The following is a 17,522-nucleotide window of genomic DNA, read 5'->3' as shown; positions in this document are numbered from 1 at the left end:
CGGGCGGAGCCGAACGGCGCCTTCACGTGCCGTTCGCCGCCAAGGCCTCGACACCCGCGCGCAGGAAGGTCATCGCCGCGACGACGTCGTCACGTGTCGGCGTGGGGCCGAGGGACGAGCACAGCGCGGCCGCCGCGGCGGCCGTCATGCGGGCGTCCCTCTCGTCGGGAGGCGTGTCCATGTCCTCGACCAGGCGACGTGCCCCGGTCTCGACGATCTCGGCCATGCGCGCCTTGTGGGGACCCAGGAGCTGCGGGTTGAGCGCGAGCATGCGCTCGGTGAGTCCGCTCAGTTCCTGCGGGTGGTCCAATTCGCCGTACAGCCAGTGTTCGACGGCGTCGATGATGCTCCAGCCCGGTTCGCGCTCGCTGATGGCGGCGTGCAGTCGTGCTTCGAGCGCGTCGAGGTGGGCCAGCGCGAGGCTGAGTTTGGTGGGGAAGTACAGGGTGACCGTACGCCGGGAGACCTCGGCCCTGTCGGCGATGTCGGTGATCGTGGCCGCCTCGTAGCCGCGTTCGGCGAAGAGCTCGTGGGCGGCACGCAGGATCGCTTCCCGCTTCCTGTGCTTGTTCCGTTCCCTGAGCCCGTCCGCCGTCATGAGCCGGACTCTACCATCCGAGCAATTTTGCACTTGGTGTAATCATGCCTACAGTGTAGGCATTCGGATGATCGGTACGGGAGGAAGCCGACCCGCGGTCGCACGGGGGCTTCCCGGAGGAGTGGGCATGGATCGACCGCTGGTCGGCAGGATCGCCGTCGTCACAGGCGCGAGCCGTGGGGTGGGCAAGGGGATAGCGCTCGAACTGGGCGCGGCCGGTGCGACGGTCTACGTCACCGGGCGCAGCGTCACGGCCGGCCCGCTGCCCGGCACCGTGAGCGAGACCGCCGAGGAGGTGACCGCGCCGGGCGGCAAGGGGGTGGCCGTCGTCTGCGACCACCGCAGTGACGAGCAGGTGGCGGACGTGTTCGCGCGCGTGCGCGAGGAGTCCGGGCGGTTGGACCTGCTGGTGAACAACGTCTTCTCGTCGCCGGACCTCGGGGCCTGGCTCGGCAAGCCGTTCTGGGAGTTGCCCCTCGCCGCGTGGGATCAAGTGCTGGACATCGGCACACGGTCGCACTACGTGGCGAGCGTCTGTGCGGCACCGCTGTTGTTCGCGGCGGGAAGGGGGTTGATCGTCAACGTCTCGTCGGCAGGCGCACGCCAGTACTCCCACACCACCGCGTACGGCGTGGGCAAGGCCGCGCTCGACAAGATGACGGCGGACATGGCCGTGGAACTGCGCCCGCGGGACGTGTCCGTGGTGTCGGTGTGGCCCGGTCTGGTCCGGACCGAGTTGGTCGACGCCGCCGCACGCGGGGCCGGCAACGGCCGTTCCGAGATCGAACTCCCGGGCGAGGGCAGGTTCGACGTCGGCGCGGCGGAGTCGCCGCGTTTCGTCGGGCGGGGCGTGGTGGCGCTGGCAGGCGACCCCGCGGTACGGGACCGCTCGGGATCCGCGGTGTCGACGAGCGACCTCGCACTCCACTACGGCTTCACCGACGTGGACGGCTCCATGCCGTCCGCCGTGCAGTAGTCCGTGCCACTCCGGCCCTGTCCGGTCGTGGCGTCAAGGTTCTATACAGCACCCCGCTTCACCTGATCGGATGGTGGAGCCGTTACGCGGAATGCCCCGTGCGCTGCCGTGGCGGTGAATCGCCGAATGTGCGCAAGCGGAAAGCCAGTGGGGAAGGTCCGCCGTGCCCGGCATCGTCAAAGAGAACACCGTCGCAGTCGTACCGTTTCGGCACGATCCACGTGATTCTCAACGCTGACGGTTTCGGCGACCGAATTGACCCTTGGCGGCCGGTCACATGCCGGCCGGCCGCCAGGAGTTGCAGGGGTTGACGCCTCTCCGGTCACGGCGGGGTCGGCTCAGCCGACGCCGCTTCATCCCGCCCTCCCCAGGGGCCGGAGACCGTCGTGCCACCTGCACGGCAAGGGGCCCGCAACGCTCCCCCCGGCGTTGCGGGCCCCTGACCGCGCACGCCTGACGTGCCGCAGCCGCGGTCGATGGCCGCCTCGGGCGGGAGCCCCCCGTGCGCCGCGGCGCCTTCACACGAGCCCCCCGACGTCCGGCGTCAATGTCGCGCCCGCCGGACGTCGGGGACCGGAAATGTCATCTGCGCGCCTCGTGGCAGAAATCACCGGCAGGGGTCGACAAATGACGTCGGCACGCTCGCGGCGAACTGACGACGCGAAAGGCCCAAGCGGTCTGTCCCTGAAAAGGATTCACGCCATGTTCACAACTTCCGGGAATTCTCCCGGTGGCACTGTCTTCTTTGATTCCGTCCGGCGCGCTCTGCTAGCGTCACCAACCGTCCTCAGGTCGATTGCGAGCGAACGCCGGACGCGGTTCGGCGCCGACAGACGGCAGGCACACCTCCGTAGAGAGTCCGGAGTGCCTCGCAGAACGGCTCATGCCGTGTCAGTCAGCTCGCCCACAGGGCGACATGACCGTCTCAGACACACTCGGGAATAATTGATGACGACAGAGAGAACGACTCGCCGGCGGCATGCCGAACGGCGTCGGCCGGTGCTGCTCGCGGCCGCGGCACTGGCGGTGGCCGGTGCGGTGGCGGTACCGGTGGTGGCACAGGCGACCGGCGAGAACTCCCCCGCCACGTCCACGCGGCAGGCCGACTTCACGGCCGCGGCCGCGGAGTTCGACGTACCGGAGCAGGTGCTGCTGGCGGTGGCGTACCAGGAGTCGGCATGGGACGCGCATGCCGGGCAGCACAGCACGGATGGCGGCTACGGGCCGATGCATCTCACGGATGTCACGGCGGCGATGCTCTCCGCCGGTGACGCCGGCATGGCCGGCCGGGCGGACGTGGCCGAACTGGCCGCGGACCCGGCGCTGCACACGCTCCAGGCCGCGGCGAAGCTCACCGGTCTGTCCGCGAAGGACCTGCGCGACAACGCGACGGCCAACATCCGTGGCGGGGCCGCCCTGCTGGCCTCGTACCAGGAGGCGACCGGCGGGAAGGCTTCGGCGGCTCCGGATGACTGGTACGGCGCGGTGGCCCGCTACAGCCAGTCCACGCAACGGGAGGGCGCCCGGGCGTTCGCCGACCGGGTCTACGCCACGCTGAAGAAGGGCGTGAAGCGCACCACCGCCGACGGTCAGCGGGTGGCGCTGGCGGCCGGGACGGGAGTGACCCCGGCCACCGGTCAGCTGGACCGCCTGCGCCTGACCTCGGCGGCGACGACCGACACCGAGTGCCCCACCACCGTGGACTGCACCTTCGTGCCGGCCGCCCCGTCCAACGGCCAGGTGTCCAACCGCCCGGCCAACGGGATCCGGATCGACTCGATCGTGATCCACGACACCGAGTCCTCGTACGAGTCGGCGATCGCCACCTTCCAGACCGCGGGCGGGAGTTCCGCGCACTACGTGATGCGGTCCGCCGACGGTGCGGTCACGCAGATGGTCCCCACGAAGGACCTGGCGTTCCACGCGGGCAACTACTCCACCAACATGCACTCCATCGGCATCGAGCACGAGGGCTACGCCGCCCACGGGGCGACCTGGTACACCGAGGCCCAGTACGAGGCCACGGCGGAGCTGGTGAAGTACCTGGCCGAGCGCTTCGACATCCCGCTCGACCGGCAGCACGTCATCGGTCACGACAACGTTGTCGGCCCGACGTCGGCGACGGTGTCGGGCATGCACTGGGACCCGGGACCGTCCTGGGACTGGGAGCACTTCATGGCCCTGGTCGGCGCCCCGCTGACCGGCAGGCACGGTGTCGGCGTGGTCGGCAGCGTCGTCACCATCGCTCCCGGCTTCGCCGGCAACCGGCAGACCGTCCAGATCTGTCCGTCCGACGACCCGACCGGCGCCACGCCTGCCTGCACGGAGGTCGAGCAGCCCGCCAACTTCGTCTACCTGCGCACCGCGCCGGACGACACCGCGCCGCTCTTCGGCGAACAGTCCATCCACCCCGGCGCCGCCGGGACGAACCGGATCAACGACTGGGGCAGCACCGCCCAGGCAGGCCAGCAGTTCGTGGTCGCCGGCAAGCAGGGCGTCTGGACCGCGATCTGGTTCAGCGGCAGCAAGGTCTGGTTCCACAACCCGAAGGGCCGGAACACCGTCCCCGCCCACGGCGTGACCATCGTCAAGAGCGGCAGGACCTCCGACACCCCGCCGGTGAAGGTGTACGGCTCCAGCTACCCGGACGCCGCGGAGTACCCGGCCGGGTACGGCGCCTCCACCCAGGCCCCGCTGAGCATGTACACCATCCCGTCCGGCCAGGCGTACGTCGCCACCGCGCCGCCCGCCCTGACCGACGACTACTTCAAGGCCGACGGCAAGGTCGTCTTCGGCGCCAAGAAGATGTACACCGTCCAGTACAACCACCGCACCGCGCTGGTCTACGAGGGCGACGTCACCGCCAAGCGGCCGGTCAACCCTCCCAGCCACGGCTGACGCACGGCACGGCACCGCATCCGTGGTGGTGTCCGGGGCATGCGCGCCCCGGACACCACGACGCGTGCTTGTCTCGCAGCCCGTCCAGGTCCCGTCGCCGTACGGGCGTCCGTCAGGCGAGGGCGAGGAACTCGAGCTGGAGGTTGTCGGGGTCGCGGAACACGACGGTCGAGTAGGCGAACGGCTCCGTCTCGTCCCTGATGGGTGTGTGTGCGATGCCCAGCTCGTCGAGCCAGGCCATCCAGGACTCCAGGTCGGTGCGCGAGCCGACCTGGAACGAGATGTGGTCAAGACCGGTCCGGGATTCGAGGAAGCCCTCGTGCTGGTTGCCCGTGTTCTTGTGCAACCCGATCACCAGGCCGGAATCGGGGGTGACCAGCAGCACCCCGTACCCCGTCGATTCCCGGTAGAGGTGGTTGAACTTGTAGTCGACGCGTTCGGCGCCGAACAGCCGCTGGTACCAGTCCAGGCTGTCCTCCAGGTTGGACACGGTGAAGGAGAGGTGGTGGACCCCGGTGATCCTGGGGCCGGCGATGACCTGGGCCATGGCATACCTCCGGTAGCGAGTCTTCAGCCCGTCCGTTCCCCTATGGATCGATTGTCGGCGGGCGCCGCTCGGGGGTGCCAATCGTGTGGGATTCGGCGTGGACGGTCTGCGGCAACGCATAAGCCCTTCTGAAAATGTGTGCCACGTCATGGAAAATCCGTGCCACCGACGTACCGGATCCATTCCGCGGAACGCGTGGCGAGTTGTTGAATTCCGAACGAGTAGTACACTTGAGCAGGCACGGATCAGTTGGCGAGGCATCGATCACTCGGCACCTCCGGCGGAGGATCCCGAAGCGATCGCGAGAGGGTGCAGGTGGAATACGAGCGATCGGCAGGCTTTGCGACCGCCACGCCGAGTCCCGACAGCACCATCACCTACCGGGCCGGAATGCGCCTCACCGCCGAACAGGCCGAATCCTCCGAGCGGCATTTCCTGCACCGGGAGCACAACCCGTTCGGAGAGAACGGCCCGTTCTCGCATCTCACACGCCTCGCCGTCCCGCACTCCGCCGCCTCTCGCGGATTTCGCTTCGGCGCACATGGCCAGCTCATCGACGGACTGCTGTCCGCCCAGGTCTACGTCGATTCCCTGACAGGGGTTTCCGGGAAGAACCTGCCCCAGGATCCGATCGTCGCCGACGTGGTGGCCTCGGGCTGGATCGAGTTCCTGGCGGGCAAGAAGACGTACCACGTCAAGCCAGGACAGATCTGCATTCGCGACACGAAGGCCTCGTGGCGATTCTCCTGCTCGTCGGCCACGAATGTGCACGTCATCTCCATTCCGCGCCACCTGGTGCTTCCGCACATCGGGTCGGGGAAACAGCTGGGACAGGCTTACGTAGCCGACACCGCGGCACCCGAGGTGCGATTCCTCCTCAACTACCTCGAGGCGGTGCGGAGCAGCAGCCGGGAACTGGAGACGTCGGTCACGGCCCGGCGCATGGCGCGTGATGCCTGCGCGGCCCTGTTCTCCGGCATCTTCTCGGAACGTCCCGGTCCGGCGCTCGACGACCACCCCCGGGCCATCGTGGCGGCCGCCAGGAACGTCATCGAAAGGCATCTCGAAAGCGGTGACCTGTCTCCGGCGATGGTCGCCGGGCACGTGGGAGTGTCCCTTCGGACGCTGCACCGGAGCTTCTCGGCCGCGGACGACTCCGTGATGGCCTGCGTCCGCAGGCGGCGTCTGCAGAAGGCCCACGACGAACTCATGGACCCGGACGCCACGGCCGGGATCGCCGAGATCGCGGCACGCTGGCGCTTCTCGGACACCAGTCACTTCATCAGGAACTTCAAATCGGGCTACGGGGCCACTCCCGCCGCATACGTCAGGGATCGCCGAGCCGTAGGCGGTGGCCCCGACCAGGGCCACGACATCCTGTAGGGCCGGGGCCCTCTCACCGCTCGAAGGTGCCGTACATGGTCGCCCGCGCAATCGCGTGCGTGAACAGCTGGAACTCCATGAGGGCGGGGGCCGTCGCCTCGGACACGTCCAGCTTCTCCACGTCGACGGCATGCACCACGAGGAAGTAGCGGTCCGGGCCGTTCCCCGGAGGAGTCGCCGGACCGAGGTACCTTCGGTAGCCGGCGTCGTTGGGCAGCGTCACCGCTCCGCCCGGCAGCGCGCTTCCGTCTCCCGCCCCCGCCGGCAGGTCGGTCACGGAGGCGGGAAGGTTGGCCACGGCCCAGTGCCAGAAGCCCGAGGCGGTGGGCACGTCGGGGTCGAACATCGCGACCGTGAAACTACGGGTCCCCTCGGGGAAGCCGGACCAGCTCAGCTGCGGTGAGACGTCCGATCCGCCCGCCCCCAGGATGCCGCTCACGTGCTCGCGCGCCAGTTGCCCGCCGTCGGCCAGGGACTGCGAGGTCACCGAGAAACCCGGGATCGGCGGCATGAAGTCGTAGGGGGCATAGGGCTTGATCATGACGGTCCCTCGCTTTCGGCTACGACGTGCCGCCCGCGCTCCCGCCGATCCAGACGGTCTTGGCGTTCATGAACTCGCGCATGCCCAGGTCCGACAGTTCGGGTCCGTACCCGCTGCGCTTCACGCCGCCGAAGGGGATCTCCGGGTAGCTGGTCGTGTTGCCGTTGATGAAGGCCATGCCCGACTGCACGTCACGTACGAACTGCGCCCGGTCCGCCTCGTCCTCGCTCCACAGGTTGGAACCCAGCCCGTACGGGTGGCCGTTGGCGATCCGGAGTGCCTCCTCCAGCGAGGACACCGTCCACACCTGCGCCACCGGACCGAAGACCTCCTCGTGGAACATCTTCATGTCGGGCGTGATGTCGGTGAGCACCGTGGGAGGGTAGAACCAGCCGGGCCGGTCCGGTCGTTCCCCGCCCACCAGCACCGTCGCCCCCTTGCTCACGGCATCGTCCACGTAGGCCTCCACGTCACGGCGGCCGGACTCGGTGGCCAGCGGGCCGACGTCGGTCCCGTCGTCCATCGGGTCGCCGACGACCAGCGCGCCCATCTTCGCGACGAACATCCCGATGAAGGCCTCGGCGATGTCCGCGTGGACGAAGAACCGCTTGCCGTTGATGCACGACTGCCCGTTGTTGAGGCATCGTGCCCTGATTGCGGCGTCGGTGGCCCGCTCCAGGTCCGTGGACGGCATCACGATGAAGGGGTCGGAACCGCCGAGTTCGAGGACCACCTTCTTGATCGCGTCCCCCGCGATGGCGGCCACCGACCGTCCCGCGGGTTCGCTGCCGGTGAGCGTCGCGGCCGCCAGGCGCTCGTCCCGCAGCACCTCCTCGACCCGTCCGGAGGAGATCAGCAGGGTCTGGAACACGTCGTCCGGGAAGCCCGCGTCACGGAACAGCCGCTCCATGTAGAGAGCGGTCCGGGGCACGTTGGAGGCGTGCTTGAGCAGGCCCACGTTGCCCGCCATGAGCGCGGGCGCGGCGAACCGCATCGCCTGCCACAGCGGGAAGTTCCACGGCATCACCGCCAGGACCACACCGAGCGGCTGGTAGGTGACGTACGTCTGCCGCGCGCCGACGCTCGGGCCGTCACCGGGCCGGTCCCGCAGGAAGGCGGGTGCCTCCGCGGCGTAGAAGCGCAGCCCGCGCACGCACTTGACCACTTCCTCCCGGGCGGCCCTGAGCGTCTTGCCCATTTCCGTGGTGAGCAGCCGGGCGACGGCGTCGGCCTCCTTCTCCAGGTGGTCGGCGGCCTGTTCGACCCATCCCGCTCGCTGCTCCGGTGTCGTCAGGCGGTACGACGCGGCCGCGGCGGCCGCCCGGGCCAGTTTGTCCTCGAGTTCCTCGGGGGTGAGTTCGTCGAACCGCTCGAGGACCTCGCCGGTCACGGGGCTGATCGTTGCGATGGCCATGCTTCCACGCTAGGACCGGCTATTCCGACCGGCAATTCAGGCCGCGGCCCAAGGCAACCGGCGTCGCGGGGACGTCAGCGCCATGGGGAGGCCGTCGTGCCGGCCGCCGTGCGCGGCGAGCGGGCAGCGCCGATCGCGCGCCGCAGACTGGCCAGCCAGATGGCGGCGTCCACGGCGTAGTACAGCAGCGGGTCGGGGGACCGGCCGTGCGACGCGAGGCAGACGTCGTGGATCACGGTGGTGTCGGCCGGGGCGTCGCCGGTGGTGCCGTCCACCGGGGCGGCCTGCTTCTCGCCCGAGCGCAGTGCCTGGCTGAACGGCAGCGTGGACAGCCGTAGCCTGTGGGCGGCGTCGCGTAGATGCGTGGCGCTCCGCGGCCAGGCGGACAGCGCGCCCGGCGGGCAGTTGTCGAGCAGGACCTGCCCCATCGTGATGACCCGGTTGCCCACCAGCATGATCACCTGGAAGTCGGTGTCGGAGGCCGCGCCCTCGCGCCGCGGGGGGTGTCGTTCGGTGGCGTACTCGGCGTAGCTCGCCTCCGCGATCCGCTGCGCGAGCCTCGCCCTGGGCAGGGCGTCGGTGACCCGCACGCCCTCGGTGATGGTGCCGGTCACGTCCGTGACCGCGCGGGTGCCCTCGTCCAGCACGCGCGCGCAGGCCCTCCGTAGCTCCCCGGTGCCGCCGTGAGGCCACGCGAGCAGTCCGACGGCCGCGCCGATCAGCGCCCCGGCCAGCACGTCCAGCACCCGGGCTGCCGCCAGCTCGGGCCCGCTGGGGGCCACCTGCGCGAAGGCCGCCGCCACGGTGAGGGTGAAGAACGCCTGCCCCCACCCCGGGCCCAGCACCGTGCCCGACGCGAACGCCAGCAGCATGCAGGGCGGCAGCATCACCGCGTACACGGGCGGCGCGTCCGCGGCGAAGTGCAGGATCAGTGCCGCGACGACCGCCCCCGCGAGTGTCCCGCGCAACGCGGGCCGCAGAGCGGTACGGGTGTCGGCGGCACTCGTCCGCATCACGGTCAGTGTCGTCAGCAGCGCCCAGAAGCCGTGCGCCAGGCCCAGCTGGCCCACGACCAAGCGCGCCGCCGCGAGGGCCACCGCGATGCGCACCGCGTTCTGGAAGCACACCGACCGCGGGGTGAGATGGGCGAGCACCCGCCGGTAGTACAGCTCCACCGTCGACCGGCCCGCGTACCAGAAGGCGCCACGCACCTCCGGCGACGCGGTCCCGGCGGGTACCGGGGCGCCCATCGCGATCCGGGTCGCCGCCACCACCAGGTCCGCCGTGTGCGTGATGTCGAGGGCGATCGCGCCGTTCCGCACCATCGTCGCCGAGTCCGTGCCCGCCTCGCGCGGTTGGCCGCGATGGGACTCGAACGCCCGCACCGCGTCCCCGCACAGGGACGGCATCGGCGGCGGCGCCTTCCCCGTCAGGGCCCGCTCCACGTCCTCGCATGTGGCGGCCGACGCCAGCAGCAGCCCCTTCGCGACGGGTTCGCCCAGTGCCGCACCCTCGGCCGCCGACTCCTCCAGCTGCCGTGTCTGCGCGAGCAGATGCCGCATGTGCCCGGCGCCCTCGGACAGCGCCCGGTCGCGCGCCGACGCCGACACCGGACGCTCGTCGGCGGGTACGTGACTCATGCGCAGCGCCTGCGACACCTCCAGCAGCAGCGCCGGGTCGGAGCGCCGCGGCGGATCCGCCGCCAAGCCGTACAGGGCATCGGCGGCCACCCGCCCCGCCCGCGCCAGCCGGTCGTGGTAGCGGCCCGGACACGCCGCCGGCCACAGCCACAGCTCGGCGGCCGCCATCAGGACCATGCCGGCGACCAGGCCCGTGAGCCGCAACCCCAACGTCGACTGCGCGTACGGCGGGAAGCACGGCAGGATGTAGAACAGCTGCAGCCCGTTGGCCAGCCCGACGAACTTCGGCCCGCCGACCCCGCTGTACGTCACGAGGAACCCCACCACGAGCATCCCCAACGCCGCCGCCCACCCGTACACCGCCAGCCATGTACCGAGCGTCACCAGCGCCATCGCGAGCGGCAGCACCGCCAGCAGCGTCACCGCCCGCTGACGCGGCGTCCCCGGCACGGACGACAACCCACCCGCCGCGACGGCACCGAAGAGGGCGTAGATCGCGACCGTCCGGTCGCCCAGCCCGTACCGCGCGGCATAGAACCCCGCGCACGCGACCACCGTGACGCGTGCGGCACGACGGACCGCGGCCGACCCGGGATCCCGGGCCCGCAGCCACTCCGTCCAGCGCCGCACTCCCACCGGTCAACCGTAGGCCTCGGTGGGTGGCCGGGCGACCGCGCGCCTGTTCAGCGGACGTCGAACGTCCCTCCGGCGCCGGCGGCAGACAACGGCACGCGCCCGCTTCGGCGCGCCGGTGCCGCCGTGCGACCACGCGTCCGGCGTGGCACTCCCATCCACCAACCGTAGGTCCCGCCCGGGCACCGGGCCACCGCGCGATCGTGCGGTGCCGCGGTGCCGCCGCTCCCGCCCGGAGGGCGTGAACTGGCACGCACATTCAACCGAGTTGCGGTCAGCGACCGGACGGCGACGGATCGCACTCCCCCACCCTCTGCTCCGGATGCGCGGCGACGGCAGGCGCAGGACCCTGGAGATGTCCGAAGCGGAGCGGCGGCCACCTTGACCGGCGCAGCATTCCGAGATCGTCACGCTGCACCGGCACGTAGTGCTGCCCGCCGGCGAAAGCGAGGCACCCCCATGCAGATGCAAGCAGCTCGGATGCACGGATACAAAGAGCCCCTGCGAATCGACGAAGTGCCCATGCCCGACCCCGCGCCGGACGAGATCCTGCTGAAGGTCGCCGCGACCGGCATGTGCCGCAGCGACTACCAGCTCCTCAACGGCTACTTCGAGGGCCCGTTCCCCGTGGACCTCCCGTACATCCCCGGCCACGAGGTCACCGGCCGGGTGGCCGGCCTGGGCAGCGCCGTACCGAAATCGGTGGGGTACTCCGAGGGCGACATGGTCGTGGTCAACCCCAGCTGGGGCGACGGCACATGCCGCCAGTGCCGGGAGGGCAACGAACAGCTGTGCAGCGGCAACGGCAGGTGGGTGGGCTTCGGACCTCCCGGAGGCTTCGCCGAGTACATGGCCGTGGAATGCCGCCACGCGATCCCCGTCTCGGAGAACGCGGCGAAGGTGCCCGAGGTCCTCGCCCCGATGACCGACGCGGGCATGACCCCGTACCGCGGGATGCGCAAGCTCCGGGACACCGGCAAGCTCGGCCCCGGCCGCACCGTGGCCGTCACGGGCATCGGAGGCCTGGGCAGCTACGCCGTGCAGTACGCGAAGCTGCTCGGTGGCGGAGCGACCGTGGTGGCCCTCGCCCGCAAGGACAGCAAGCTGGACGTGGCGAAGGAGAACGGCGCCGACCACGGGATCAACGTCCGCGACAAGTCCACCGAGACCATCCAGGACGAGCTGGAACAGCTCACCGGCCGCAGGACGATCGACGCCATCCTGGACTGCGTCGGCAGCAACGCGTCGATCTCCATGGGGTTCGACCTGCTGGGCCCCGAAGGGGTACTGGCGGCCGTCGGCCTCATGAGCCACCACGTGGAGCACAAGCAGTTCCCCTTCGTGGGGACGGAGCTGACCTACATGGGCTCCTTCTGGGGCAACCACCTGGACCTGGTCGAGGTGCTCTCCCTCGCCGAAGCCGGCCTCGTCAAGCACAACGTCACCAAGGTCAGGCTCGAGGACATCAACGACAACCTGGAGGCCCTCGGCCGCGGCGACGTCGTCGGGCGCCAGGTCATCGTCTTCGAATGACGCCCGCGCGGTAGGCAGGCGGGCCCGCCGACGGCACGGCTCACGTGCGCGCCGCCCGCCTGTCTCAGGTGGGCGGCGCGCACGCTTGCGCCGTCTCAGACCAGGGCCGCGGACCTGGAGGTGTCCGCGACGGGCATCCGGTCGGCGAGCCAGTCGTAGATCTTCCCGAAGGCGTACCGCTGTCCGCCGACGTGGCAATGCGCGCCGGCTCCCTCGGCGTCGGTCAGCCGCAGCAGCGTCTTGTCGGTCGCCGTCAGATGGCCGAACACTTCCTCGGGTTGCCCCTTGAAGAAGAGGTCGTCCTCGGCCTCGCAGATCAGCACGGCGCAGTCGATCCGTTCCGCTATGCCGTCGCGCACGTTGAAGTCCATCGTCCGTGCGGCGTACTCGCGCGGTGTGTCGCCGCCCATGACGTACATGCCGTGGGTGACGGCCCAGCGCGCCGTGGGGCTCGATTCGACGGCGGCGGCGAGTTGCTCGTCGATCTCCGGGGCTTCCGGTGCCTTGAGCGCCGCCCGCACCTGCTCACGGTCCCCCTCCAGGAAGCGGGTCATGAGCCGGCTGAAGTCGTACACCCCGTCGACGGCCATGACGGCTTTGATGCGCGGTTCGAACGCGGCTGCCCGAAGGCAGAGTTCACCACCGAGGCTGACCCCGAGCAGGGCCACCTGATCGGCGTCCACACCCGGCAGTTCGGACACGTGGTCGATCACCGGCCTGACGACGTTCTCCCAATCGGGACGGAAGAGGAGGCCCTGGTGCTGGCGTGCACCGGGCTGGCCCGGCCCGTCGAAGGTCAGCGCGTTGTACCCGCGCTCTTGGGCGGCCACCGCGCCGAAGAAGTGCATCTCCTCCGCGGTTCCGTCGAAGCCGTTGTGCATGACCACCACGGGCTGCTCGCCCGGAAGCGGGCTCGGATAGAAGTACCCGTGGAGCGTGGCGTCCTCGAAGGGGACGGCCACGCGTTCCACGGAGGTCCCGCTCAGCTCGACGAACTTCTGAAAGGCACCGACGGCCTTGTCATAGGTCGCGAGGATTCGCGGGTCCAGCGGATTTCCGTGCAGGAAGAACTCCGCCGTGCGGTAGTAGTTGGAGGCCCGCAGGTAACTGTCCCGGGCGGTGTTCTCGTGCCCCCGCGAACGGGCCTCGTCCGCGAAGTCACTGATGCGCTCAGCGGTGCCGAACCACTCGTCGAACCAACTGTCGTAGTTTCCCGGGCTGATCCGCTCGGCGGTGGCCTCCACCTCACCGAAGTCGGCACCCCCGTAGGCGATATGCCCCAGCGAACGAAGTGTCTCGAACCAGAAGTTCTCGTCTTGGGCGAAGAGCAGATGACGCACGTTTGCTCCTGACGTGGCTTGCTGTGATGCCGAGCCAGGCGCACGGAGCACGCGCTCACTGGTGCATGGGAACACCGACGTTCTGTCCCAGCTCGTCTGGTGACGGCGAGGTCCGCTGTGCCTTGCAGCGGAACCATCACTCGGCTCGGGAATGGCGTGTTGATATCAGCGTAGTGCCGGTGGAAGCCTTCCGCAGAGGGTTCTCCGGGTTCAGACGTTCTGAATCTCAATATGCCAGGCCGGAACGTCCTGGCCGTACCGTTGGTGTGTACGGTCGAAGGGAACCATCATGACCAGCGAGAATTTCACCCATCGGTATCTCGGCGCGGGCAATTACGCCCCTCTCACCGAGGAGGTGAGCGCGTCCGACCTGCCCGTCACCGGCGAGTTGCCGCGCGAATTGAACGGGCGCTACCTGCGGATCGGACCGAACCCGCGGGGCGAGGTCGACCCGGCCACCCACCACTGGTTCAACGGCGCCGGGATGGTGCACGGCATCCGGCTTCGCGACGGCAAGGCCGAGTGGTACCGCAGCCGCTTCGTCGAGAGCGAGCAGGGCGCGCCCAACACCAACGTCCTCAGCCACGCCGGGCGCATCCTCACGCTCATCGAAGCGGGCAGGCCGCCGGTGGAGATCAGTCCCGACCTCGCCCGCATGGCGGTCTGGGACTGCGACGGCGCACTCGACCGCGGCTTCACCGCGCATCCGAAGGTGGACCCGGCGACCGGCGACATGCACGCCATCACCTACAACCTGCGGTTCAGCTCCCTCCGGTACGTGGTCCTGGGAGCCGACGGCAAGGCCAGGCACAGCAGTGACATCGAGGTCGACGACGGCCCGATGGTGCACGACATGGCGCTGACCGAAACACGCGTCGTGGTGCTCGACCTCCCGGTCACCCTTGCCGCCGCCAAGCGTCTCGCGCAGGCCGGCGGGCCCATGACCAGGCTCCCCCTCACCTGGGACGACCGGCACGCGGCGCGGATCGGGGTCCTGCCGATCGGTGGGACGGCCGAGCAGGTGCAGTGGATCGAGGCGCCGCGCTGCTTCGTGTTCCACGTCCTCAACGCCTTCGACAACGCCGACGGTTCGCTGACGATGGATGTCGTGCGGTACGACCGCATGTTCGTCCACGACGTCTGGGGGCCCAGCGAAGCGACCCCGACGCTGGTGCGCTGGACGGTGAACCCGGCGCTGCGCACGGTCACTGAGGAAGTGATCAGCCAGTTCCGCGTGGAGTTCCCGCGGATCGACCCCGCACTGACCGGCCGGGCACACCGCTACGGATGGTTCGCCGGCTTCAGCGCACACGGTCTGATGATCACCGACGACGTCGAACGCGACCCCACCGACGGCTTCGGCACCGGACCGTTGATCAAGGTCGACACCCACACCGGAGTCACCAGCGTCCACGACTACGGTCCCGGACGCGTCACGATGGAGCCCGCGTTCGTACCGCGGCCGGGCGCCACGAGCGAGGACGACGGCTGGATCCTCTCGGTCGTCCATGACGCGAACGTCAACCGCGGCGAACTGGTCGTCCTCGACGCAGCCGACCTCACCGCCGCTCCGATCGCCAGGGTGCACCTGCCCAGCCGTGTCCCCTTCGGCTTCCACGGCAACTGGATCGACGACAAGAACATCTCCGGCTGACCGCCCATTCATAGTGGTGGGCCGGCCGGACGGGCGTGGTCGCCCGGCGGGATCACCGGCAGGTCGTCAACGGGGCGTCACCAACCCGCCGGAGCCGCCGCCTGAGCGTCGACGGGGATGTCCAGCCGGCCGGCCACGGAGGTGAGGGCCGTTCCCAGCGGGAGCTCGACCCGGGCGAGGGCGTACTGGTCGCCGCGGGTCGGGTCCCGGTTGACGATGAGCACCGGCTTCCCGGCCTGGGCCGCCTGCCGGACGAACCGGAGGCCGGACATCACCGTCAGCGACGATCCCAGCACCAGCAGCGAGGACGCCTGACGGACCAGCTCGCGGCACCGCTCGACCCGTCCCGGGGGAACGGCTTCGCCGAAGAACACCACGTCCGGCTTGAGGACGCCGCCGCAGACCGTACAGGGCACCACGCGGAAGTCCCCGACCTGGTCGTCGGTGAGGTCGGCGTCACCGTCGGGATTGATCCCCGCGGCCACCGGCTCGAAGCCCGCGTTGGCCTCCTCCAGCCGCCGGGCGAGTTCGCCGCGCGGGCTGAGGGCGCCGCAGGAGAGGCAGACCACCCGGGCCAGGCTTCCGTGGAGCTCCACCACGTCGTCGCTGCCGGCGGCCTGGTGCAGGCCGTCGACGTTCTGGGTGATCGCACCCGAGAGCAGGCCGTGCCGCCCGAACGCGGCCACGGCCTCGTGCCCGGCGTTGGGGCGGGCGCGGCCGAAGGTCCGCCAGCCCAGGTGGCTCCGCGCCCAGTACCGGCGCCGCGCCTGGGCGCTGCCGGTGAAGTCCTGGTAGGTCATCGGGGTGTGCCGGCTCAGGCTCCCGCCCTCGCCGCGGTAGTCGGGGATGCCCGACTCCGTGGAGATGCCCGCCCCGCTGAGCACCAGCACCCCGCCGGCCCTCAGCGCATCGGCGACCGGCTCGAGATCCGTGGTGCCCGGCGGTAGGTCCTCAGGAGGCGTCCAGCTCAGGGTGGGGCGCATGCGCATGCCGCAAGGGTACGCAACGGCGTTCCTTCGGCCGCTCCCGCCCATGGGCGTGGTGACGCACCGTGCCGGTACGGCGACCCGGTGTCCGTCGCTTGCGTGGCTTCACCTGATGCCCGACGCCCATGGCCGACTACGATCACCCGATCGAGGGTTACTTGCTCGCGCCGGACACCACGGGGAGCCATGTCTGCGGACATCGACGATCGAGCAGTGAGTGACTGGTGCGTCGAACACCTGGGCTGCCCGGTTGCCGAGCGCACTTTCACGGCGGGGAACCTTTCCGCGGTCTACGGGCTACGGCTGGCAGACGGCCGCGAGGTGGTGCTGAAGGTCCGCGACGTCGACGCGCGGTTGGAGGCCTGCACCCACGTGCAACGCCGGATGCGGCAGGCGGGCTTCCCCTGCCCGGAGCCACTGACCGGTCCGTTGCCCCTGGGCAGGAAGGCCGCCAGTGCCGAGACGGCGCTGCCGGGGGGTGAAGCACCCGAACCCGCGGATGCCCCACGCCTGTTCGCCGGCCTGCTGGCCGACTTCGTGACCTGTGCGGAGGGTTTCGGTCCCCAGCCGCCGCTGCGGCCCGCCCCCGCCTGGGTCCACTGGTACCACCAGGAGGGCGGGGTCTGGCCGGTCCCGGATGACCGGGACGTCGACCTCAACGCCGAGGGGTGCGCCGTCACAGCGTGGGTCGATGAGCTCGGCGCGGCCGTGCGCGAGCGGCTTGAGGAGGTCCGCGACGCCCCCTGCGTCATCGGACACGGGGACTGGGACGGCCGCAATGTGAAGTTCCGCGACGGGCGGCCGCTCGCGGTCCACGACTGGGACAGCGTCGTCCACGAGCCCGAGGTGGTGATCATCGGCCAGGCCGCCGCCATGTTCGAGGGCGGGCCCACCGGTGCGGGAGCCTCGGTCGACCGGACCGAGGCCTTCCTGGAGGAGTACCAGATCGCGCGCGGACGAGCGCTGAGCGACAACGAGCTGCAACTGTGCTGGGCCGCAGGCCTGTGGGTGCGTGCCTTCAACGCGAAGAAGTTCCACCTGGACGGCTTCGACGCCCTGGGGCGGGACGAAGCCGAGACGAGGAAGAGCCGCGCCGGGATCTGACGTGACGACGGCCGCTGCCGCCCGCTGTCCCTGATCGTCCTGCCGGAACAGCGGGCGGGCTGTGCTCAGTTCAGGGCGCCGGTATGGCGAACCCGGTCGCTACGGGATGATCACGGCCTTGAGCGGCTCGCCGCGGCCGACGGCGTCCAACGCGTCCTGCGCCTGCTCGAGCGAGAGGCGGTGCGTGACCATCTCGGCGAGCGGGAACCGCTGGTGGCACATCCGGGTGATCCGGATCGTGTCCTACATGTGCCGCGGGGTCGTGTAGAAACCGA

At 70.2% G+C, this 17,522-nt stretch carries 14 protein-coding genes; 6 read left to right on the top strand and 8 right to left on the bottom strand.

Annotated features, from left to right (window positions below):
• Positions 1-22: 22 nt before the first annotated feature.
• Complete coding sequence (locus OG937_39660) at positions 23-598, bottom strand: TetR/AcrR family transcriptional regulator (GenBank protein WUD77396.1); 576 nt, start codon at positions 596-598, stop codon at positions 23-25.
• A 127-nt stretch (positions 599-725) separates the two neighbouring features.
• On the opposite strand from OG937_39660, the gene OG937_39655 reads away from it, so the two are divergent.
• Both OG937_39655 and OG937_39650 read left to right on the top strand, forming a co-directional pair.
• Positions 726-1,574, top strand: coding sequence for an SDR family NAD(P)-dependent oxidoreductase (locus tag OG937_39655; GenBank protein WUD77395.1), 849 nt, complete (start codon positions 726-728; stop codon positions 1,572-1,574).
• 948 nt (positions 1,575-2,522) lie between these two features.
• Entirely contained in the window at positions 2,523-4,472 is a 1,950-nt protein-coding gene (locus tag OG937_39650; protein ID WUD77394.1) for an N-acetylmuramoyl-L-alanine amidase, read from the top strand.
• Between the two features lie 112 nt (positions 4,473-4,584).
• Here the strand turns inward: OG937_39650 and OG937_39645 are convergent, their stop codons facing one another.
• Entirely contained in the window at positions 4,585-5,019 is a 435-nt protein-coding gene (locus tag OG937_39645) for a VOC family protein (GenBank protein ID WUD77393.1), read from the bottom strand.
• Positions 5,020-5,334: 315 nt separating this feature from the next.
• Here OG937_39645 and OG937_39640 point away from each other — a divergent pair, with 315 nt between their 5' ends.
• Positions 5,335-6,402 carry a helix-turn-helix domain-containing protein gene (locus tag OG937_39640; protein ID WUD77392.1) on the top strand — a complete coding sequence of 356 codons (1,068 nt, stop codon included), beginning with the start codon at positions 5,335-5,337 and terminating at the stop codon, positions 6,400-6,402.
• A 13-nt stretch (positions 6,403-6,415) separates the two neighbouring features.
• On the opposite strand, the gene OG937_39635 is transcribed toward OG937_39640, so the two are convergent.
• The 3 genes from OG937_39635 to OG937_39625 form a co-directional block, all read right to left on the bottom strand.
• Positions 6,416-6,943, bottom strand: coding sequence for a YbhB/YbcL family Raf kinase inhibitor-like protein (locus OG937_39635; GenBank protein ID WUD77391.1), 528 nt, complete (start codon positions 6,941-6,943; stop codon positions 6,416-6,418).
• 19 nt (positions 6,944-6,962) lie between these two features.
• Complete coding sequence (locus OG937_39630; GenBank protein WUD77390.1) at positions 6,963-8,357, bottom strand: NADP-dependent succinic semialdehyde dehydrogenase; 1,395 nt, start codon at positions 8,355-8,357, stop codon at positions 6,963-6,965.
• Between the two features lie 74 nt (positions 8,358-8,431).
• Positions 8,432-10,633: an FUSC family protein gene (locus OG937_39625; GenBank protein WUD77389.1), complete on the bottom strand. Its 2,202-nt coding sequence runs from the start codon at positions 10,631-10,633 to the stop codon at positions 8,432-8,434.
• A 519-nt stretch (positions 10,634-11,152) separates the two neighbouring features.
• On the opposite strand from OG937_39625, the gene OG937_39620 reads away from it, so the two are divergent.
• Positions 11,153-12,163, top strand: coding sequence for an NAD(P)-dependent alcohol dehydrogenase (locus tag OG937_39620; GenBank protein ID WUD77388.1), 1,011 nt, complete (start codon positions 11,153-11,155; stop codon positions 12,161-12,163).
• Positions 12,164-12,258: 95 nt separating this feature from the next.
• Here OG937_39620 and OG937_39615 read toward each other — a convergent pair whose 3' ends face one another.
• Positions 12,259-13,503, bottom strand: coding sequence for an alpha/beta fold hydrolase (locus tag OG937_39615; protein WUD77387.1), 1,245 nt, complete (start codon positions 13,501-13,503; stop codon positions 12,259-12,261).
• Between the two features lie 289 nt (positions 13,504-13,792).
• On the opposite strand from OG937_39615, the gene OG937_39610 reads away from it, so the two are divergent.
• The gene (locus OG937_39610) at positions 13,793-15,157 is read left to right on the top strand and encodes a carotenoid oxygenase family protein (GenBank protein WUD77386.1); all 1,365 of its coding nucleotides are present in this window, start codon (positions 13,793-13,795) and stop codon (positions 15,155-15,157) included.
• Between the two features lie 77 nt (positions 15,158-15,234).
• On the opposite strand, the gene OG937_39605 is transcribed toward OG937_39610, so the two are convergent.
• Positions 15,235-16,146, bottom strand: a complete 912-nt coding sequence (locus OG937_39605) for an NAD-dependent protein deacetylase (GenBank protein WUD77385.1) — start codon at positions 16,144-16,146, stop codon at positions 15,235-15,237.
• A gap of 210 nt (positions 16,147-16,356) precedes the next feature.
• Here OG937_39605 and OG937_39600 point away from each other — a divergent pair, with 210 nt between their 5' ends.
• Positions 16,357-17,247 carry a phosphotransferase gene (locus tag OG937_39600; protein WUD77384.1) on the top strand — a complete coding sequence of 297 codons (891 nt, stop codon included), beginning with the start codon at positions 16,357-16,359 and terminating at the stop codon, positions 17,245-17,247.
• 99 nt (positions 17,248-17,346) lie between these two features.
• On the opposite strand, the gene OG937_39595 is transcribed toward OG937_39600, so the two are convergent.
• A complete protein-coding gene (locus OG937_39595; GenBank protein WUD77383.1) occupies positions 17,347-17,469 on the bottom strand; it encodes a hypothetical protein in 123 nt (40 codons plus the stop codon).
• Between the last annotated feature and the right edge of the window lie 53 nt (positions 17,470-17,522).

The organism is Streptomyces sp. NBC_00510 (assembly GCA_036013505.1).
In the GTDB taxonomy this organism is placed as follows: domain Bacteria; phylum Actinomycetota; class Actinomycetes; order Streptomycetales; family Streptomycetaceae; genus Actinacidiphila.
The sequence above is the reverse complement of the archived record's forward strand: the minus strand, read 5'-3'. Positions and strand labels throughout refer to the sequence as shown.

Bases quoted from the DNA above. Each gene is read 5' to 3' on its own strand.
- OG937_39660 (WUD77396.1), bottom strand. From the start codon at position 598: ATGACGGCGGACGGGCTCAGGGAACGGAACAAGCACAGGAAGCGGGAA.
- OG937_39655 (WUD77395.1), top strand. From the start codon at position 726: ATGGATCGACCGCTGGTCGGCAGGATCGCCGTCGTCACAGGCGCGAGC.
- OG937_39650 (WUD77394.1), top strand. From the start codon at position 2,523: ATGACGACAGAGAGAACGACTCGCCGGCGGCATGCCGAACGGCGTCGG.
- OG937_39645 (WUD77393.1), bottom strand. From the start codon at position 5,019: ATGGCCCAGGTCATCGCCGGCCCCAGGATCACCGGGGTCCACCACCTC.
- OG937_39635 (WUD77391.1), bottom strand. From the start codon at position 6,943: ATGATCAAGCCCTATGCCCCCTACGACTTCATGCCGCCGATCCCGGGT.
- OG937_39630 (WUD77390.1), bottom strand. From the start codon at position 8,357: ATGGCCATCGCAACGATCAGCCCCGTGACCGGCGAGGTCCTCGAGCGG.
- OG937_39620 (WUD77388.1), top strand. From the start codon at position 11,153: ATGCCCGACCCCGCGCCGGACGAGATCCTGCTGAAGGTCGCCGCGACC.
- OG937_39610 (WUD77386.1), top strand. From the start codon at position 13,793: ATGACCAGCGAGAATTTCACCCATCGGTATCTCGGCGCGGGCAATTAC.
- OG937_39605 (WUD77385.1), bottom strand. From the start codon at position 16,146: ATGCGCATGCGCCCCACCCTGAGCTGGACGCCTCCTGAGGACCTACCG.
- OG937_39595 (WUD77383.1), bottom strand. From the start codon at position 17,469: ATGTGCCACCAGCGGTTCCCGCTCGCCGAGATGGTCACGCACCGCCTC.